Genomic DNA, 20047 nt, shown 5'->3' with positions numbered 1-20047 from the left:
GGAGTAAACTTCTATTTCAGCAAAAAACATCATTTTAGGTTAGGAAACATTCCTAAAATGATGTTTGATTCCGTATTTCTACAATTCTTCATGATCTAACTTTAAAATTTCCAAAATGCGTTCCAAGTCATCTTCTGAATAAAATTCAATCTCAATTTTTCCTTTATTTTTTGTTTTCTTTATTTGAACATTTGTTCCAAATAATTCTCTTAATTGTGATTCTGTTGCTTGTACAAAAATATCTTTTTTCTGCGTTTTTTTTGTTTCACGTGAAACATTTTCGTTTAATTGTTTAATTAATGCCTCCAACTGGCGGACATTCAAGGATTGACTTACCGTTCTTTTTGCAACTTCAATTATTTTTCTTTTATTTTTTAAACCGAGCAAAGCTCTTCCATGCCCCATGGAAAGCTGTCCCTCATTTACCATTTGCCGCACTTCTTCCGGCAATTGCAGTAACCGGATCATGTTAGTGATATGAGGACGGCTTTTCCCTAATCGTTTAGCTAAATCATCTTGGGTAAAATTTAATTTTTCAATTAGATTTTGGTAGGCTTCTGCCTCTTCAATCGGCGTTAAGTCTTCTCTTTGTAAATTTTCTAAGATTGCTAGTTCCATCATCTGCTCTTCTGTCATCTCTTTAATGATTGCGGGAATTTCTTGTAAATTTGCTAGTTTAGCTGCTCTATATCTGCGCTCACCTACAACAATTTCATATTTCTTTCCTTTTTTCCGTACGACAATTGGTTGAATAATGCCATGCTCCCTAATCGATTGAGCCAATTCCTCAATCGCTTCATCATCAAATTTCTTGCGTGGTTGAAACGGATTTGCTACTAGTTTTTGCAATGGAATTTTCTCAACGTGTTCTTCTTTTTGAATAGATTCCAACGCTTCAGAAGGAAATAGAGCTCCAATCCCTTTTCCTAAGCCTTTAGCCATTTTTAATCACTTCCCTTGCCAACTCTAAATACACTTCAGCGCCACGTGATTTCGGATCATAGATGATAATTGGTTCTCCATGACTGGGGGCTTCGCTTAAACGCACATTCCGAGGAATAATAGTTTTATACACTTTATCTTGGAAATATTTTTTTACCTCTTCAATGACTTGGAGCCCCAAATTTGTACGGGCATCTAACATTGTCAACAATACGCCGTCAATTGTTAATGTCGGATTCAAATGTTTTTGGACTAATCTTACCGTAGATAATAATTGACTAAGACCCTCTAAGGCGTAATATTCACATTGAACGGGAATTATGACTGAATCGGAAGCTGTTAAAGCATTGATTGTTAACAAGCCTAATGATGGTGGACAATCTATAATGATGTATTCATAATCATCTTTAATCTCTTCCAATGCGTGTTTTAAACGCACTTCCCTGGAAATTGTGGAAACTAATTCGATTTCTGCACCGGCTAAGGAAATGGTAGCTGGTATGACGTATAAATTTTCCACTTTCGTTTGTTTTATCACGTTTTTTACATCTTCATCATCAATCAGTACATCATAAATACAGCTTGATGTTTCACCTTTATTAATGCCGACTCCGCTGGTTGCATTTCCTTGAGGATCGATGTCAATTAGCAATACTTTTTTTCCTAAATAAGCAAGGCAAGCGCTCAAATTCACAGATGTTGTTGTTTTGCCAACACCGCCTTTTTGATTGGCGATTGCTATAATTCTTCCCAATTTTGTGCACCTGCTTTCATCTTTATCAAAATGTTGAATTGATTGTCTTTTATTTATCTCTTTCATTCTATCAAATTTATATTCAAGTTGTATTCTCTAATACTTATAATTTTTTCAAAAAATATAGAAAAATTGGCCGTCTCTTATTTTTTAGAGACGACCTATCGTTTCACATGGAACAATCAAGATTTTTTCTTAGGTATTTTCACAATGATTTGATAATAATCATCTGTATCTTCTTCTTCCGTTTTTATACGAATACCGCTTTTTGACACCATCGATAATGATTGCTTGATAGTATTTAATGCAATGCGGATGTCTTTGCTGATCGCTTTTCGCTTCGGTTTTGTCTTTTTCTCTTCCTCTTTTTCATCTGATTTGTTTAATTGTTGTATATACTCTTCAAGTTGGCGAACGTTCCAATCATTTTCTTTAATTAAATCAACCAATTGATTTTGCAATTCTTCTTCTTTCACACTAATTAAAGCTCTTGCATGCCGCTCAGTAATTTCCCGCTTCAATATGGCATCTTGCACATACTTTGGCAGTTTTAATAATCTTAATTTATTTGCAATGGTGGACTGCCCTTTTCCTAGGCGTTGAGCTAGCGCTTCTTGTGTTAAGTGATGAAGTTCAATTAATTGCTGATAAGCTAGTGCTTCTTCAATGGCTGTCAATTCTTCCCGCTGCAAATTTTCAATTAAGGCAATGGAAGCTGTTTCTTTATCGTTCAAATCCCGGACAATGGCAGGAACTTCCGTCCAATTTAATTTTTTGATCGCACGATAGCGTCTTTCTCCTGCAATAATTTCATATCGGTTATCTTCTAAACGCCGAACAACGATGGGCTGAATAACACCATGTGTATGAATCGTTCTCGATAATTCTTCTATTTTTTCTTCATCAAAAATAGTGCGTGGCTGGTATCGGTTCGGTACGATTTGATCAATCGGAATTTTGACTACTTTATCTTCCAATTCAATTTCACTTTTTTTTTCAGAAGCTAGTTTTTCCCCGCCCCCAAAAAATCGTGAAAAAGGACTTTTCATTCATTGGCACCACCTTTTGGAAACTATCTGCGCTATATTTTATTATTTAATATTCTATATGAATTGTACAGAGTGTAATAGAAGTAAAATCTATTAAATCGATAAGATAATATCTTATGATTTGCAAAATTTTTATATTTATAGTTTCACGTGGAACGCAGCATAAAACATCGCATTTCTATTTTATTGGCGATTTGTTTGGCACACCAGGTTTTCTCGGATATTTTTTCGGCGTATTTTTGATTTTATTAAATACAAAAATGGTCCGTTCACTATTTTCAATCGGCAAGTGATAATCAAATTTTTCTTTTAATGACGCTCCGAGCACTTGAATTGCTTTTTTAGCTTCTTTATATTCTTCATCGGCTGCAGCCGCTTTTAATGCAAGAAACTGTCCTCCTATTTTTGCTAAAGGAATGCATAGTTCCGCAAGCACATTTAAACGTGCTACAGCTCTTGCTGTGACAATGTCAAATTGTTCACGATACGCAGGATTTTGTCCGAATTCTTCCGCTCTTGCATGAACAAAGCGGCAGTTTCTTAAGTTTAATTGTTCGCTTAAATGATTTAAAAAGGTAATACGTTTATTTAATGAATCCACGATGGTAACCTGTAAATGAGGGAAGCATATTTTTAAAGGAATGCTTGGAAAACCAGCCCCAGCACCAACATCACAAAGGGTTTCCACTTTTGTAAAATCAAAATAAATGGCTGCACTGATAGAATCGTAAAAATGTTTTAAATATACCCCTTCAAAATCCGTAATCGCCGTTAAATTCATTTTTTCGTTCCATTCAACAAGAATTTCAAAGTATTTTCGAAATTGTTCAATCTGCGTTTCGTTCAACTCAATTCCATTGTTTTTTAAGCTTTGGATAAAAAGTTGCTCGTTCATTTTTTACTCCTTTTCATTCGAAGTGTTTTATATACAAATAAGCGTTCGAGAAAAGAAGCTCGAACGCTTATTTTGTTATGAATTGCTGATCCTTTTAATTTTCCCTTGTTCAATGTATACAAGCAAAATGGAAATATCGGCTGGATTGACTCCGGAAATGCGCGATGCTTGAGCAATTGTTAATGGACGCACTTCTTTTAATTTTTCGCGGGCTTCCGATGCTAAGTTCGGCACATCATCATAATCAATATCTTCAGGTATTTTTTTGCTTTCTAATTTATGAAGTCTTTCTACTTGCTGCAATGCCTTTTGGATATAGCCTTCATATTTGATTTGGATTTCCACTTGCTCTTTTACTTCTTCACTTAATTCTTCTTCCGGCGGAGTCAGTGATGCCACTATGTCGTAATTCATTTCAGGACGTTTCAACAAGTCCGCCGCACGAATTCCATCTTTTAGTTCAGACCCTCCAACTGAACGAATCACTTCCTGCGTTTTTTCGTTTGGCTTGATGATCACTTCACGGAGACGCGCCATTTCATTTTCGATTTGTTCTTTCTTTTTCAAGAATCTTTGATAACGTTCTTCTGAAATTAAACCTACTTTATAACCAATCTCTGTTAAACGCAAGTCTGCATTGTCATGGCGAAGAAGCAAGCGGTATTCTGCTCGGGATGTCAATAAACGATAAGGTTCATTCGTACCTTTTGTCACTAAATCATCGATTAATACGCCGATATAAGCTTCTGAGCGTTTTAAAATAAGCTCTTCTTTTCCTAGAATTTTTAATGCTGCATTTAAGCCTGCCATAATCCCTTGGCCAGCCGCTTCTTCATAACCGCTTGTACCATTGATTTGACCCGCTGTATAAAGATTTTTAATTCGTTTTGTTTCAAGGGTTGGCCACAATTGAGTAGGGACAATCGCATCATACTCAATTGCATATCCAGGGCGCATCATTTGAGCATTTTCCAAACCAGGAATGGAAGCAATCATTTTTAATTGAATATCTTCCGGCATGCTCGTTGACAATCCTTGCACGTAAACTTCATCCGTTTCTCGCCCTTCTGGTTCAATAAAAATTTGGTGGCGAGGTTTATCGTTAAAACGAACGACTTTCGTTTCAATGGAAGGACAATATCTTGGACCAGGCCCTGTAATAAGACCCGTAAACATTGGCGCTTTATCTAAATTGCTGTTGATAATTTGGTGAGTTTCCGGTGATGTATATGTTAACCAACATGGAATTTGGTCCATAATATATTCCGTCGTTTCATAACTGAATGCTCTTGGCACGTCGTCTCCAGGTTGGATTTCCATTTTACTATAGTCGACAGTTCTACCATTTAAACGAGGAGGTGTTCCCGTTTTAAAACGGACAATATCAAAACCTAATTCTTTCAATTGGTCAGCAAGCTTGATGGAAGGCTGCATATTGTTAGGTCCGCTTGAATATTTAATATCGCCGATAATAATTTCACCGCGCAAATACGTACCTGTTGTTAAAATGACCGCTTTTGCTCGGAAAACTCCGCCTGTTCTTGTAACGACCCCTTTTACTTCTCCATCTTCTATAATCAATTCTTCTACTAATGCTTGCTGAATTTGGAGATTTTCCTGTTGTTCCAGGATTCGTTTCATTTCCCGCTGATATAATACTTTATCTGCTTGAGCTCTCAACGCCCGAACGGCCGGTCCTTTTCCTGTGTTTAACATCCTCATTTGAACGTGGGTTCTATCAATGACTTTTGCCATTAATCCACCCAATGCGTCAATTTCACGAACAACAATGCCTTTTGCAGGACCTCCAATGGATGGGTTGCAAGGCATAAAAGCGATATTTTCTAAGCTGATTGTTAGCATTAGGGTTTTTGCCCCTAATTTTGCAGCGGCATGGGCTGCTTCAACGCCAGCATGACCTGCACCGACTACAATGACATCATACATTCCAGCTTCATAATTTGTCATGCCGAAAAAATCTTCCCTTCTATTTGTAAGTTTCCATTTATTTTCCTAAACAGAATTGCGAGAACAATTGATCAATCAAACTTTCGTGCACTGTGTCGCCGATGATTTCACCAAGCAATTCCCAAGTTCTTGTTATGTCAATTTGAACAATATCGACAGGCACCCCGGCTTCTGCTGATTCGATTGCATCTTCAATCGCATCCAAAGCCTGCTGCAATACGGAAATATGACGCGCATTGGAAACATACGTTAAATCATCCGGTTCGATTTGCCCTTCAAAGAATAGTTCAGCAATCGCTTCTTCCAACTCCTCTACGCCTTCTTCTTTCAATAAAGAAGTCGTCACAATTTTTCTTCCGTTTGCAAGGTCCTTCACTTTATTTAAATCGATTTTTTGCGGTAAATCTGTTTTATTCACCACAACGATGAAATTCATATTTTGAATGGTTTCAAACAATCGTTCATCTTCTTCTGTCAAAGGTTCTGCCCCGTTTAATACGAGCAAAATCAAGTCTGCTTCTTTTAACACTTGGCGTGATCTTTCTACCCCTATCCGTTCAACGATATCTTCCGTTTCACGGATGCCAGCCGTATCCACTAAACGCAAAGGAACTCCTCGAATATTGACATACTCTTCTATAATATCACGAGTTGTACCCGCTATATCTGTGACAATTGCTTTATTTTCCTGCACCAATGTGTTTAATAACGATGATTTCCCCACATTTGGTCTTCCCAAAATCACCGTTGACAGTCCTTCACGCAGTATTTTTCCTTGGCTGGACGTTTGAAGTAATTTTTTTATTTCCTCCCTCACCCATGTGCACTTTTCAAGCAGCATTGGAATGGTTATTTCTTCTACATCATCGTACTCCGGATAATCGATATTTACTTCCACATGGGCCAGTGTTTCAATCAAGGCTTGGCGCAACTCTTTAATTAACTTTGAAAGTCTTCCTTCCATTTGGTTAAGCGCAATATTCATTGCGCGGTCCGTTTTCGCACGAATTAAATCCATGACGGCTTCAGCTTGCGACAAATCAATCCGTCCATTTAAGAAAGCGCGTTTTGTGAATTCTCCAGGTTCAGCTAATCTTGCACCATTTCTTAATACTAAATTCAACACTCGATTGACAGATACAATACCTCCATGGCAGTTGATTTCAACAATATCCTCTCGAGTAAATGTTTTTGGCGTCCTCATAACTGATACCATGACTTCTTCTACTATTTTTCCCGTTTTCGGATCAATTAAATGGCCGTAATGAATTGTATGGGTTGGCTGGTCTTGCAATTTTTTATTATTTGGCGATTTGAATAGTTTATCCACAATTTGAATGGCTTCATCCCCGCTCAAGCGAACAATGGCAATGGCTCCTTCGCCCATCGGTGTGGATATCGCTGCAATTGTATCTGTTTCCAAATCTTTCACTCCTTTAATTATCCACTTGTGGACAACTCACCGAACTTTCTCACTAACAAAATAGATTAACACAAATTACATTAAATCGAAAGTATAGTACATTATCCACATGTGGATATTTAAAAATTAGATCGTTTGAACATAAAAAAAAGAGATCTATCTTTTCCGATAGATCCCAAAAATTATTATTTCACTGGTTCAATGACTAAATGGCGGTTCGGCTCTATCCCTTCTGAATACGTTTCTACATCTAACCGATTGGCTAAAGCGTTATGAATAATTTTTCTTTCGTACGAAGGCATTGGCTCTAATGAAACTTTTTTGCCTGTTCGAATCGCTCTATCCGCCATTTTCTCAGCTAATTTTTCTAATGCTATTTGACGCCGTTCGCGATAATTTTCTATATCCAATCTCACGGTTACATAGGTTTTGGCATTTTTGCTTACCACTAATTGGGTTAATTGCTGCAATGCATTTAAATTGCTGCCATGTTTTCCGATGAGGAGCGCCGCTTTTTCGCTTTCCAAATTAAAAAGAATCGTTTTTCCTTCTGTTTCTGTTTCGATTTTCAAGTCATGAATCCCCATTGTTTTTGCAATGTCCGTTAAATATTGTTTAGCACTTTCGATTGGATCTAAATAATCTTCTTTGGGTTCATCATTGGATAGTTCTGCATTTTCTATCACGGCTTTGTTTTCTTCAACTGCTTCAACAACTGTTGCTCGTTCTTCTTTTTCTTCCAAAGCCACTTCTTCTTGTGCTTTTGTTTCTTCTTTCGGTTCCATCACAGTGACACGAATTTCCGCCGGACGGGCACCAAATCCTAAAAATCCCTTTTTTGCTTCTTGCAATACTTCAATTTCCACTTGATCACGTGTTACGCCGAGCTTTTGTAACGCTAAGAAAATCGCTTCTTCCTTCGTTGCGCCAGTTTGCGTAATTTGTTTCACTTTTTCAAGCCTCCAGTTGTCGCAGGTTTATCATTTTCTTCTTTCTTTTCCCAAGGTTTTTTATAAATAAATAGATTTTGAACTACTGAAATTATATTTCCGACTACCCAATATAATGATAATGCTGCCGGTAACACCATACCGAACCCAATAATCATAATCGGCATGATATAGAGCATTACCTTCATTTGAGGATTGTCCACTGCTGGACCAGTCATTAATACAATATATTGAATTACCCCGGCTGTAATTGCAAGAATGATACTAGGTTCCGCCAATGGGAAAATGAGAAATGTTCCTAGCTCAAACTCAGGTGTTACATTCATGCGGCTAATCGCATGATACAGTCCGATGATAATCGGCATTTGGATTAAAGCTGGCAAACATCCCATCATTGGATTGACGCCGCTTGTTCTCATCAATTCCATTAATTCTTGTTGATACTTTTGTTGTGTAACCGCATCTTTTGAACTATATTTCTTTTGAAGTTCCTGCATTTGTGGGCGCAATTCTTGCATTTTTTTGGAGCTTTGCACTTGTTTGATTGTCAACGGAAGAATTGCCAATCGAATAATAATCGTTACTGCGATGATTCCTAATCCATAAGATCCAAATACATCAGCGAAATATTTTATAGAGGATACGATTGGCCAGACAATAAATTGATTCCAAAAACCTTTGCTGTCTGATGAAATCGGTTCATTATACTCAGTACATCCGCTAAGTAAAACAGCGGCTAATGATAAAGTGAGTAGTATCCAATATTTTTTTTTCAACGCTCGTCCTCCTACAGTTCTACAGATCTTCTATTCATTACCTTTAGCTATTTTACCATGTTTTTACGTCAATACTCTAGAGTTTTTCCATCCTCAGTCTTCTCAGGTTTGGTGACGCTTACAAAAATCAATTTTCACTTTTTTTACGATTCAACACTTTCGCAATTTTCAATACATGCTCTAAACTTTTTCTTGTTTCGTGATAATTTAATTTGGCCGCTGGTAATCTTGCGATAATAATATAGTCCATATCTTGCCGAATCTCTTCTTTTAACTCTAGAAACACTTGCCGAATATAACGCTTCACTTGATTCCGTGTAACAGCATTCCCAATTTTTTTCCCCACTGAAAGACCAATTCGAAATTCTTTTTGTCCTTCTTTCGGTAAACAATATACAACAAACTGGCGATTAGCGTAAGATTTCCCTTCTTTAAACACCCGTTGAAATTCTTTATCCTTTTTTATCCTCTGGCGTTTTCTCACTCGATCACCTGCTTTTCCATTTCGTTAGTAAATTGAGAAAAAAAAGACCACTGAAAAATCAGTGGACTTATGCTGATAACACTTTTCTTCCTTTACGACGACGTGCTGCTAAAACTTTGCGACCATTTTTTGTGCTCATACGTTTACGGAATCCGTGTTCTTTTTTACGCTTAAGTTTTGATGGTTGATATGTGCGTTTCATCTATATTTACACCTCCAAAAGTGATTATTCTATTTCAAAATTTGCATATAGACTTGAATATTATATAAAAATTACAATCATATTGTCAAATAGCTATTAAAGAAAGCTTGTTCATTTTCAACAACATTATTTTCAAAATTTTTTATAAATTATCCACAATAAATCTGTAGATACTAACAAGATTTTGTGGATAATTTTTTTGTGGATTTTTTTATCCACAATTGTTATAAACAATTTTTACACATAATCATACCTTGTGGAAAAGTAAATTGTGAATACTATCAAGTGTTGTGGATAACTTTATCGAACTATTGAAAATATGCTATTTTTTTGATAGGATATTTGTGCTTTACCTTGTGGAAAAATATCTTGGGAAATATTTTATCCCCAATTGTTAATAACTTGTGGATAAAATTAATCACAACCTATGGAAAAAAGTTATCCACAAGTTGTGATTTTGTGTTTTAATGAATTATGGATGGATTCGTTTTCATAAAATTATTCTTTTTCGATAAAAAATATATTTAGTAAAGGAGTCACAAGCTTGGAACGTTTAGACGAGTTATGGAGCAATGTTCTGGCCCGAGTAGAGCAACAAATTTCAAAACCAAGCTTTGAGACGTGGTTAAAATCTACAAAATTGCTCTCATATAAAGGAAATCAAGTAACCATTGCTGCGCCCACTTCTTTTGCCCGTGAATGGCTTGAAAACCACTATGTCCATTTAATTGCGGGAATTTTAACTGAATTAACCGGGGAAGACTTGTATATTAAATTTGTTGTTCAAAAGGATCAGGACAATGAAGATTTTGATATTCCGGCGCCAGTCATTCAAACCAAATCGAATGAACCTCAGGATAACGCCCATAGCATGCTGAATCCAAAATACACCTTTGATACGTTTGTCATCGGTTCTGGTAATCGTTTCGCCCATGCAGCTTCTCTAGCGGTTGCAGAAGCGCCGGCAAAAGCTTATAATCCGTTGTTTATCTACGGTGGTGTGGGATTGGGAAAAACCCATTTAATGCATGCAATCGGCCATTATGTACTTGAACATAATCCAAATGCTAAAGTAGTGTATTTGTCTTCTGAAAAATTCACAAATGAGTTCATCAATTCCATTCGGGACAACAAGGCTGAGGATTTCCGGAATAAATACCGCAGCGTAGATGTATTGTTAATTGATGATATTCAATTTTTGGCTGGAAAAGAATCAACTCAAGAAGAATTTTTCCACACGTTTAATACATTGCATACTGAATCAAAACAAATCGTCATTTCAAGTGACCGTCCACCAAAAGAAATTCCGACTTTAGAAGATCGTCTTCGCTCTCGATTCGAATGGGGATTGATTACAGACATAGCTCCTCCAGATTTAGAAACTCGTATTGCTATTTTGCGCAAAAAAGCAAAAGCAGATGGACTCGATATACCGAACGAAGTCATGCACTACATAGCGAATCAAATTGATACAAACATTCGTGAACTTGAAGGAGCATTGATTCGTGTCGTTGCTTATTCATCCCTAGTTAATCAAGACATTACCGTAGAATTGGCGCAAGAAGCCTTAAAAGATATCATGCCAAATGCAAAACCAAAAACCGTGACAATCCAAGATATTCAAAAAGTAGTAGGGGAACACTTTAACATTCGTTTGGAAGACTTTACTTCAAAAAAACGTACAAAATCCATTGCTTTCCCTCGACAAGTGGCTATGTATTTAGCAAGAGAATTAACGGATTTTTCTTTGCCAAAAATAGGGGAAGAATTTGGTGGAAGAGACCATACAACGGTCATTCATGCCCACGAGAAGATTGAAAAAATGTTGAAAGAGGATCAACACTTGCAGGAAGAAATTAAAAGAATTCGCAACATGCTTGGTAAATAAGGTTGTGGATAACTTTCTTTTTCTTAACAAAGTTATTCACAATGTATTAACATGTGGATATATTGATGGGAAAGATAAAAACAGCCTTATCCACAAATCCACAACCTCTATTACTATTTCTATTTATTTTTTATTAAAATAATAATTTAATTAAGTGAGGTATGAAGATGAAATTTGAAATCATGCGAGATCGGCTGTTGGATGGACTAAATGACGTAACAAAAGCCATCAGTTCAAAAACAACAATCCCAATTCTCACAGGAATTAAAATTGATGTTAGAAATAATGGGATATTACTTACTGGATCTGATGCAGATATCACCATCCAAACGTTTATACTAACTGAAGAAAATGGAAATCAAATTATCAATATTGTGGAAACTGGCTCCATCGTACTGCAAGCTCGAATGTTTAACGAAATCATAAGAAAATTGCCTACAAACGATGTGGAAATTGAAGTGTTGAATGAATTCCAAACCCACATTCGTTCAGGAAAAACGGAATTCCATTTAATCGGTTTAGATGCATCAGAATATCCGTTGCTGCCTGAAATTTCGAATGAAAATAAATTCGAAATACCGGCGGAATTATTAAAATCCATCATCCGAGAAACTGTGTTTGCTGTTGCGACTAGCGAAAGCCGCCCTGTGCTTACTGGGGTTAATTGGATGATTGAGAACGATGAACTCATTTGCGTGGCAACAGATAGCCATCGATTAGCACGCAGAAAAGTAAAACTTGAAAACTTACCAAGCGACATTGAATCGATTGTCATTCCAGGAAAAAGCCTTAACGAATTAAATAAAATTTTGGATGAAACAAGTAATCCTGTTGAAATTACTATGTCCAATCAGCAAATTTTATTCAAAACAGATCATGTTTTATTTTTCTCCCGCTTACTTGAAGGAAATTATCCGGATACATCGCGTTTAATTCCAAATGAATTTAAAACAAATATTACGGTTGATGGAAAAACATTATTGCAAGCCATTGATCGTGCATCTTTAGTGGCGAGAGAAGACCGGAACAATGTGGTTCGTTTTGAAACATTAGAAAATGATGCAGTAAAAATTTCATCCAACTCTCCTGAAATCGGTAAAGTTGAAGAACAAATCCCTGTCCATTCCATTGAAGGGGAAGAGCTGGTGATTTCCTTTAGTGCGAAATATATGATGGAAGCATTAAAAGCAATCGATGGACAAAGCCAAGAAGTCATTATTCAATTTACTGGTGCGATGCGTCCGTTTATTTTGCGTTCAGTGAATGACGATGCCATCCTTCAGTTGATTTTACCAGTGAGAACTTATTAATTTTAAGGAGTGCAGATTTAGCCCAAACGGCGTATCTGCGCTTTTTTATTGTCTTAAATATCACTTAAATCGATAATTTTACAAAATTATATGTTTTAAAACTATTTTTATGTTTCATTTAGTTGGAAGAAACATTTTAAAAGGTTTGAATTAAAAGCTTTTCGTCAAAAATTAAATTAGGTATCCGTGGCTTTTCTGGCGAATTAGTGAAATTTAAGGTAAGATTAATTGATAGATGTTCGATTAACGGAGGCTGAATTTATTTGAATGAGTTAGTGATCGATACGGAATTTATCACCCTTGGACAGGTGTTGAAAGTTACCAATACAATCAACTCAGGTGGTATGGCAAAATGGTTTTTGGAAGAAAACAATGTATTTGTCAACGGCGAAATTGAAAGACGCCGTGGCCGTAAATTAAGAAATGGCGATGTTGTCAATATACCTGGTTGTGGAAGATACGTAATTGTAAACAAGAACGGAGAAAAGGAATGATTATTGAACGTTTACAACTTACCGATTACCGCAATTATGATTCTCTCAATTTAGAGTTTTCCAAAAAAATCAATGTTTTTATTGGGGAAAATGCTCAAGGAAAAACGAATGTTTTAGAATCCATCTATGTTTTAGCAATGGCCAAATCCCACCGTACAAGCAACGAGAAAGAATTAATACGTTGGGAAAAAGACTATGGTAAAATAAAAGGAGAAATCAAAAAAAGACATGTTAGCTTTCCTTTAGAGCTTTTAATTACTAAAAAGGGCAAAAAAGGAAAAGTTAACCACATTGAACAAACAAAACTGAGCAATTATATAGGTCAAATTAATGTTGTGATGTTTGCGCCGGAGGACTTAAATATCGTAAAAGGAAGTCCACAAGTGCGCAGACGTTTTATTGATATGGAAATTGGTCAAATTTCCCCTGTTTATTTGCATGAACTTTTAACTTTTCAAAAGCTTTTAAAACAAAGGAATCAGTTGTTAAAAAGTTATCAAGAAAAGAAAAAAATAGATGAAGTTTTATTTGATATTTACACTAAACAATATATACAGTCCGCTGTCCAAATTATTCGTAAGCGCTTTGAATTTGTTGATCTTTTGCAAGAATGGGCAGAAAAAATTCATTCCGGCATATCTCAGGGAATGGAAAAATTACAAATTATCTATTTTACAACAAAAGGAATTGAAAAAAATTGGTCCGTTAACGAGATGACTACATACTTGACGGAACAGTTAACCCAAGTGCGGGAAAAGGAAAGGGAAAGGGGGCTTACGCTTATTGGCCCCCATCGTGATGATTTGCAGTTTCTAGTAAATGGTTACGATGTTCAAACATATGGATCGCAAGGACAACAAAGGACAACTGCCCTTTCTTTAAAGTTGGCTGAAATTGAATTAATTAAGCAAGAAACAGGAGAATCACCTATATTGCTTTTGGATGATGTATTGTCTGAATTGGATGATTTCCGTCAATCCCATTTGCTGAACACGATTCAAGGAGAAGTTCAGACCTTTGTTACGACTACAAGTGTTGATGGAATTCACCATGAGACATTACAACACGCAAAAATGTTTCACGTGAAACAAGGAAAAATAGAGACTGAATAGTTGATGATTGGATTTTATAGGATTTTATGTGATGAAATAAATGCATACTAGGGTATGAAAGAGTAGGTGAACGTGGTGGCTTTAGAAGATAGTAAAGTTCAGGGAAATTATGATGCTGAACAAATACAAGTTTTAGAAGGATTAGAAGCTGTCCGCAAACGTCCAGGAATGTATATTGGTTCAACAAATTCAAAAGGTTTACACCATTTAGTGTGGGAGATTGTAGACAATAGTATTGATGAAGCATTAGCTGGTTATTGCGATAAAATTCATGTAACGATAGAAAAAGATAATTGGATTCGTGTGGAAGATAACGGCAGGGGGATACCGGTAAGCATCCATGAAAAAATGGGTATTCCTGCCGTTGAAGTAATTATGACTGTACTCCACGCTGGAGGAAAATTTGGAAGCGGCGGCTATAAAGTTTCCGGAGGTTTGCATGGTGTTGGAGCTTCTGTAGTAAATGCGCTTTCCGAAGAAACTGAAGTGTATGTAAAACGGGATGGTCATATTTATTATATTAAGTTTGCTAGAGGGAATACGGTTGTACCGCTAAAAGTGTTGGGAGATACAGATGAAACTGGAACGACAACACGTTTTAAAGCGGATCCGGAAATTTTTAAGGAAACGACTGTATATGATTACGAGACATTGGCAACCCGCTTGCGTGAACTGGCTTATTTAAACCGCGGCATTAGGCTGACATTGACAGATGAGCGCGGGGATGAAGTGCATTCTGATACTTATTATTACGAAGGCGGAATTCGAGAGTATGTAGAGCATCTAAATGAGTCGAAAGAGCCGATTCATGAAACGATTGATATTATGGGGGAAAAGGATGGAATTTCCGTTGAAATTGCATTGCAATATAATGCGGGATACTCCACTGACATTTATTCCTTTGCAAATAATATCAACACTTATGAAGGCGGTACCCATGAATCTGGGTTTAAAACGGCTTTGACTCGTGTCATTAATGAATATGCACGAAAAAGCGGCATGATTAAAGATAACGATGCAAATTTAACAGGTGAAGATGTCCGCGAAGGTTTAACTGCCATTATATCTGTAAAACATCCGAATCCTCAATTTGAAGGGCAAACAAAAACGAAATTAGGAAATTCGGAAGTAAGTGCCATTACAAACCAAATCTTTTCGGAAAGCTTTGAACGATTTTTATTAGAAAATCCTTCGATTGCTAGAAAAATTGTTGAAAAAGGAATAATGGCTGCTAGAGCTCGTGTTGCGGCCAAAAAAGCCCGGGAATTTACAAGAAGAAAATCAGCGTTGGAAATTTCAAATTTACCCGGGAAGCTTGCTGACTGTACTTCTACAAATCCAGCAGAATCTGAAATTTTCATTGTCGAAGGGGATTCAGCGGGCGGATCGGCTAAATCAGGTCGTGACCGTTACTTCCAAGCCATCTTGCCTTTGCGCGGAAAAATTTTAAATGTGGAAAAAGCCAATTTAAACCGCATTTTATCCAATGCGGAAATTCGCGCCATGATCACAGCCTTTGGTACAGGTATCGGGGATGAATTTGATCTAGAAAAAGCCCGATATCATAAAATCATCATTATGACCGATGCTGATGTCGATGGAGCACATATCCGCATTCTATTGCTAACATTCTTCTTCCGATTCATGCGTCCGCTTATCGAAGCAGGATATGTATATGCTGCTCAACCGCCTCTTTATCAAGTAAAGCAAGGAAAGCATGTAGAGTACTGTTATTCAGATGAAGAACTTCAGGAAATTTTAAAACGCCTTCCAGATAATCCAAAACCTACAATTCAACGATATAAAGGTTTAGGAGAAATGAATGCTGAACAACTATGGGAAACAACGATGGATCCAGAAAGACGTACGTTGCTTCAAATCCAATTGGATGATGCCATTAAAGCCGATCAAATCTTTAGACAACTAATGGGCGATGAAGTAGAGCCTCGTAGACAATTTATTGAAGAAAATGCAGTATATGTTGAAAATCTAGACGTTTAATATGCATGAAAGGAGGGCTCATCCATGGCTGAAAATATTAATTCAGAAATCAAACAAGTGAAAATTAGCGAAGAAGTTCAAAAATCCTTTTTAGATTATGCAATGAGTGTCATTGTTTCCCGTGCCCTGCCGGATGTGAGAGACGGCTTGAAACCTGTTCAACGCCGTATTCTTTACGGCATGTATGAATTGGGAAACCATTCAGATAAACCGTATAAAAAATGTGCCCGCATCGTAGGAGATGTAATGGGGAAATACCATCCCCACGGAGACTCTTCCATCTATGATGCACTTGTGCGGATGGCGCAGGACTTTAGCTATCGTTACGTTTTAGTGGATGGACATGGCAACTTTGGTTCAGTTGATGGAGATGGCGCTGCTGCCATGCGTTATACGGAAGCCCGCTTGTCAAAAATTGCGATGGAGATGCTTCGGGATATCAATAAAGATACGATTGATTACGATTCAAACTATGACGGAACTGAAAAGGAACCAAAAGTATTGCCTTCTCGGTTCCCTAACTTGCTCGTAAACGGAGCTTCAGGAATTGCTGTTGGTATGGCAACAAATATTCCTCCGCATCAATTGGGAGAAACAATTGATGCGGTTATCGCAGTAGCGGAAAATCCTGAAATTACAACAGATGAGTTGATGGAAATTATTCCAGGGCCAGATTTTCCGACAGGCGGGATTATTTTAGGACGAAGCGGAATTCGTCGCGCTTATGAAACAGGACGTGGCACAATTGTTGTGCGTGCAAAAGTGGAAATTGAAACAAGTTCGACTGGAAAAGAAACCATTGTTGTAACAGAAATTCCATATCAAGTGAATAAAGCGAAGTTAATTGAAAAAATTGCTGAGCTCGTTCGGGATAAAAAAATCGAAGGAATTTCCAATCTTCGTGATGAATCTGACCGCCGGGGCATGCGGATTGTTATAGAAGTAAGAAAAGATGCCAATGCCAATGTGGTGTTGAACAACTTATACAAACAAACGGCCATGCAAATGAATTTTAGCGTGAACATGCTTGCCCTCGTTCACGGTCAACCAAAAGTATTAAGTTTAAAAGAAGTGCTTTATCAATATTTAGAACATCAAAAAGAAGTCATCACCCGCCGTACTCAATATGAATTGAAGAAAGCGGAAGATCGGGCACATATTTTAGAGGGCTTGCGCATTGCTCTTGATCATATCGATGAAATCATCAATATCATTCGTTCTTCTCGCACAGGAGAAGAAGCAAAACCCATTTTAATGGAGCGCTTTAACTTATCGGAAAAACAAGCACAAGCCATCCTCGATATGCGCCTCGTTCGTTTGAGCGGACTGGAAAGAGAAAAAATAGAGAATGAATATCATGATTTGCAAAAACTTATAGGCGAATTAAAAGCCATTTTAGCCGATGAGTCAAAAATTATTGACATTATTAAAAAAGAACTGTTAGAAATTAAAGAAAAATATAATGACCAACGCAAAACTGAAATTGCTCCAGGCGGTCCTGAGATGATTGAAGATGAAGATTTAATTCCAAAAGAAGATTCCGTCATCACGTTGACTCATAGAGGGTATATCAAACGGTTAGCAGCTAATACTTATCGCAGCCAAAGACGCGGAGGCCGCGGAGTGCAGGGAATGAATACTCATGAAGATGATTTTGTGGAACATTTATTGTTTACATCCACACATGATGTGATTTTATTCTTCACTTCTAAAGGGAAAGTTTATCGGGCAAAAGGGTATGAAATTCCTGAATATGGACGCACCGCAAAAGGATTGCCAATTGTCAATTTGTTAAATTTAGAAAAAGAAGAAAAAGTAACGGCGATGATTGGGGTAAAAGAATACGATGAAAATGCTTTCTTTGTCTTTACTACAAAGATGGGAATTACGAAACGTACATCTTTATCCCAATTTGCCAATATACGCAATAATGGCTTAATTGCTATCAATTTATATGAAGATGATGAATTAATTTCTGTCCGCTTAACTGACGGTTCAAAACATATTGTGATTGGCACAAGAAATGGCATGTTAATTCGCTTTGAAGAACAGGATATTCGGGAAATGGGTCGTACTGCAGCAGGCGTTCGCGGCATTAAACTTCGCGAAGGTGACTGGGTAGTCGGCATGGAAATTGTTGAACCTGGCCAAGATATTTTAGTTGTAACGGAAAATGGCTATGGAAAACGTACATCTGAATCTGAATATCGTCTGCAGAATAGAGGCGGTGTTGGAATTAAAACGATTCAAATTACAGAGAAAAATGGTCCAATGTGTGCTGTAAAAACCGTCGATGGAACAGAAGATATTATGTTAATTACAAACAACGGCATCCTCATTCGAATGGATGTGAATGACATCTCTTGCATTGGAAGAAATACACAAGGAGTACGATTAATTCGCTTAGCTGATGATGAATATGTAGCAACTGTTGCAAGAGTGAAAAAAGATGAGAATTCTGATGAAAATGATATAACTGAAAAATCATTTAATTAATGAATCATTTCTTAAACAGAAACATTGCTTAATTGCGATGTTTCTTTATTTTTAAAAAATACCCCATAAAAATAGGTAAAAAGAAGTGGAATTAAATGTTTATGGAAAATATTCCGAAATAGTAGCGGAATTGATGTATAATTATTCATATAGAGAATTTTATAATAATTCGAAAAAGGGGTTTTCAGATGAAGAAGTTTACAATGGTGAACGTAAACAACTTAGAACTAGGAGAAATTGTAGCAAAAGATATTTTTGTAAATACAAGATACCCAATAGTTGCAAAAAATACACCTATTTCTTCTGAGCATTTGCAAGTATTCAAAGCTTTTAATATCAAAGAAATTCCAGTTCTTGTTGAAAGTATTGAGAAAACAGCGTCAAATAAAAGCAATAAGGAAGATGTAAAAAGTGAAAATGAAATAGTGGCGACGGTCGAAAACGAAAAAGTAACAACAAATGATTCATTTGAAAAAGAGTATTTAGAGAAAGTTGAGATTTTTAAAGCCGAGTTTAAAAATTGGGAAGCAGGAAAGAATATTGAAATAATAAAAATAAGAGAAATTATTTCCCCATTAATCAAACTAGTATTGGAGGACCGTTCCTTTTTATTCGATTTAAACCATTACTCTAACCCAATAGAATATATTTACCACCATTGTATTTCTACTGGATTAATTGCTGCTACACTTGCAAACAAAATGGGATTTGACAGAGGAAATACTTTACAGATAGGAATCGCAGGAGTATTAGCTGATTGTGGGATGGCAAAAGTTCCTATAATGATTCGAAATAAAAAAGCCCCACTAACTGCAGAAGACGTAAATGAAATCCGAAAACATCCGATATATAGCTACAATATGGTAAAAGAATTATCTCAACTAAAAAATGAAATGAAAATTGCCATATTACAGCATCATGAACGTTTAGATGGAAGCGGCTATCCAATAGGACTTAAAATGGAAAGGATTTCACATTTAGGCCAAATCATTGCTGTGGCTGATACCTTCCATGCCATGACGTGCGATCGGTTATATCGTCCAAAAGAATCTTTATTTAAAGTCATTGAAATGATTAAAGATTCAGAGTTTGGAAAATTTGATATTCAAGTAGTCAATACATTAACTAACCTTGTAGCTGAATTACCTATCGGAACAAAAGTAGAACTATCAAATTCGGAAAAAGCAGAAATCATATTTATTAATCAATTACATCCAACTCACCTGCTTGTTAAATTATTAAATAATGGAGAAATAATTGATTTATCTAAGGAAACGTCTTTAACAATTTCAAGAGTTCTACC

Annotated in this window: 17 protein-coding genes (1 of these 17 only partly in view); 7 read left to right on the top strand and 10 right to left on the bottom strand. The window is 36.5% G+C overall.

Annotation, left to right across the window (positions count from 1 at the left end; translation table 11 throughout):
* Nucleotides 1–78: 78 nt before the first annotated feature.
* The 10 genes from DKZ56_RS02395 to rpmH form a co-directional block, all read right to left on the bottom strand.
* A complete protein-coding gene (locus DKZ56_RS02395) occupies nt 79–942 on the bottom strand; it encodes a ParB/RepB/Spo0J family partition protein (RefSeq protein ID WP_208651131.1) in 864 nt (287 codons plus the stop codon).
* Entirely contained in the window at nt 935–1696 is a 762-nt protein-coding gene (locus DKZ56_RS02390; RefSeq protein WP_208651129.1) for a ParA family protein, read from the bottom strand. The genes DKZ56_RS02395 and DKZ56_RS02390 overlap by 8 nt, the downstream gene beginning before the upstream one ends.
* Nucleotides 1697–1878: 182 nt before the next feature.
* Entirely contained in the window at nt 1879–2745 is an 867-nt protein-coding gene (gene noc / locus DKZ56_RS02385) for a nucleoid occlusion protein (protein ID WP_208651128.1), read from the bottom strand.
* Between the two features lie 178 nt (nt 2746–2923).
* Complete coding sequence (rsmG, locus tag DKZ56_RS02380) at nt 2924–3640, bottom strand: 16S rRNA (guanine(527)-N(7))-methyltransferase RsmG (protein ID WP_208651126.1); 717 nt, start codon at nt 3638–3640, stop codon at nt 2924–2926.
* Nucleotides 3641–3715: 75 nt separating this feature from the next.
* Entirely contained in the window at nt 3716–5608 is a 1893-nt protein-coding gene (mnmG, locus tag DKZ56_RS02375; protein ID WP_208651124.1) for a tRNA uridine-5-carboxymethylaminomethyl(34) synthesis enzyme MnmG, read from the bottom strand.
* Nucleotides 5609–5645: 37 nt separating this feature from the next.
* Complete coding sequence (gene mnmE / locus DKZ56_RS02370) at nt 5646–7031, bottom strand: tRNA uridine-5-carboxymethylaminomethyl(34) synthesis GTPase MnmE (RefSeq protein WP_208651122.1); 1386 nt, start codon at nt 7029–7031, stop codon at nt 5646–5648.
* A 185-nt stretch (nt 7032–7216) separates the two neighbouring features.
* Nucleotides 7217–7981, bottom strand: coding sequence for an RNA-binding cell elongation regulator Jag/EloR (gene jag / locus DKZ56_RS02365; RefSeq protein WP_208651120.1), 765 nt, complete (start codon nt 7979–7981; stop codon nt 7217–7219).
* Nucleotides 7978–8757, bottom strand: coding sequence for a membrane protein insertase YidC (yidC, locus tag DKZ56_RS02360; protein ID WP_208651119.1), 780 nt, complete (start codon nt 8755–8757; stop codon nt 7978–7980). The genes jag and yidC overlap by 4 nt, the downstream gene beginning before the upstream one ends.
* A 127-nt stretch (nt 8758–8884) precedes the next feature.
* Nucleotides 8885–9241 (bottom strand): ribonuclease P protein component, encoded by a 357-nt coding sequence (gene rnpA / locus DKZ56_RS02355; RefSeq protein WP_208651117.1) that lies wholly within the window; start codon nt 9239–9241, stop codon nt 8885–8887.
* A 67-nt stretch (nt 9242–9308) separates the two neighbouring features.
* Nucleotides 9309–9443: a 50S ribosomal protein L34 gene (rpmH, locus tag DKZ56_RS02350; RefSeq protein WP_208651115.1), complete on the bottom strand. Its 135-nt coding sequence runs from the start codon at nt 9441–9443 to the stop codon at nt 9309–9311.
* Nucleotides 9444–9987: 544 nt separating this feature from the next.
* Between rpmH and dnaA the strand changes: the two genes are divergently transcribed.
* From dnaA to DKZ56_RS02315, 7 genes are all read left to right on the top strand, one after another.
* Nucleotides 9988–11331, top strand: a complete 1344-nt coding sequence (gene dnaA / locus DKZ56_RS02345) for a chromosomal replication initiator protein DnaA (RefSeq protein ID WP_208651113.1) — start codon at nt 9988–9990, stop codon at nt 11329–11331.
* Between the two features lie 167 nt (nt 11332–11498).
* The gene (dnaN, locus tag DKZ56_RS02340; RefSeq protein WP_208651111.1) at nt 11499–12641 is read left to right on the top strand and encodes a DNA polymerase III subunit beta; all 1143 of its coding nucleotides are present in this window, start codon (nt 11499–11501) and stop codon (nt 12639–12641) included.
* A 263-nt stretch (nt 12642–12904) separates the two neighbouring features.
* A complete protein-coding gene (gene yaaA / locus DKZ56_RS02335) occupies nt 12905–13135 on the top strand; it encodes a S4 domain-containing protein YaaA (RefSeq protein WP_208651110.1) in 231 nt (76 codons plus the stop codon).
* Nucleotides 13132–14247 (top strand): DNA replication/repair protein RecF, encoded by a 1116-nt coding sequence (gene recF / locus DKZ56_RS02330; RefSeq protein ID WP_208651108.1) that lies wholly within the window; start codon nt 13132–13134, stop codon nt 14245–14247. Before yaaA ends, recF begins: the two co-directional genes overlap by 4 nt.
* A gap of 66 nt (nt 14248–14313) precedes the next feature.
* Complete coding sequence (gyrB, locus tag DKZ56_RS02325; RefSeq protein ID WP_390264046.1) at nt 14314–16248, top strand: DNA topoisomerase (ATP-hydrolyzing) subunit B; 1935 nt, start codon at nt 14314–14316, stop codon at nt 16246–16248.
* Between the two features lie 24 nt (nt 16249–16272).
* The gene (gyrA, locus tag DKZ56_RS02320; RefSeq protein ID WP_208651104.1) at nt 16273–18744 is read left to right on the top strand and encodes a DNA gyrase subunit A; all 2472 of its coding nucleotides are present in this window, start codon (nt 16273–16275) and stop codon (nt 18742–18744) included.
* A 188-nt stretch (nt 18745–18932) separates the two neighbouring features.
* A protein-coding gene (locus tag DKZ56_RS02315; protein ID WP_208651102.1) for an HD-GYP domain-containing protein crosses the window boundary here: on the top strand, nt 18933–20047 show its 5' portion. 16 nt of this gene lie beyond the right edge of the window; 1115 of the gene's 1131 nt are visible here — the first part of the coding sequence; its start codon is at nt 18933–18935; the stop codon falls past the right edge of the window.

This window comes from Ureibacillus thermophilus (assembly GCF_004331915.1).
GTDB lineage: Bacteria > Bacillota > Bacilli > Bacillales_A > Planococcaceae > Ureibacillus > Ureibacillus thermophilus.
The sequence above is the reverse complement of the archived record's forward strand: the minus strand, read 5'-3'. Positions and strand labels throughout refer to the sequence as shown.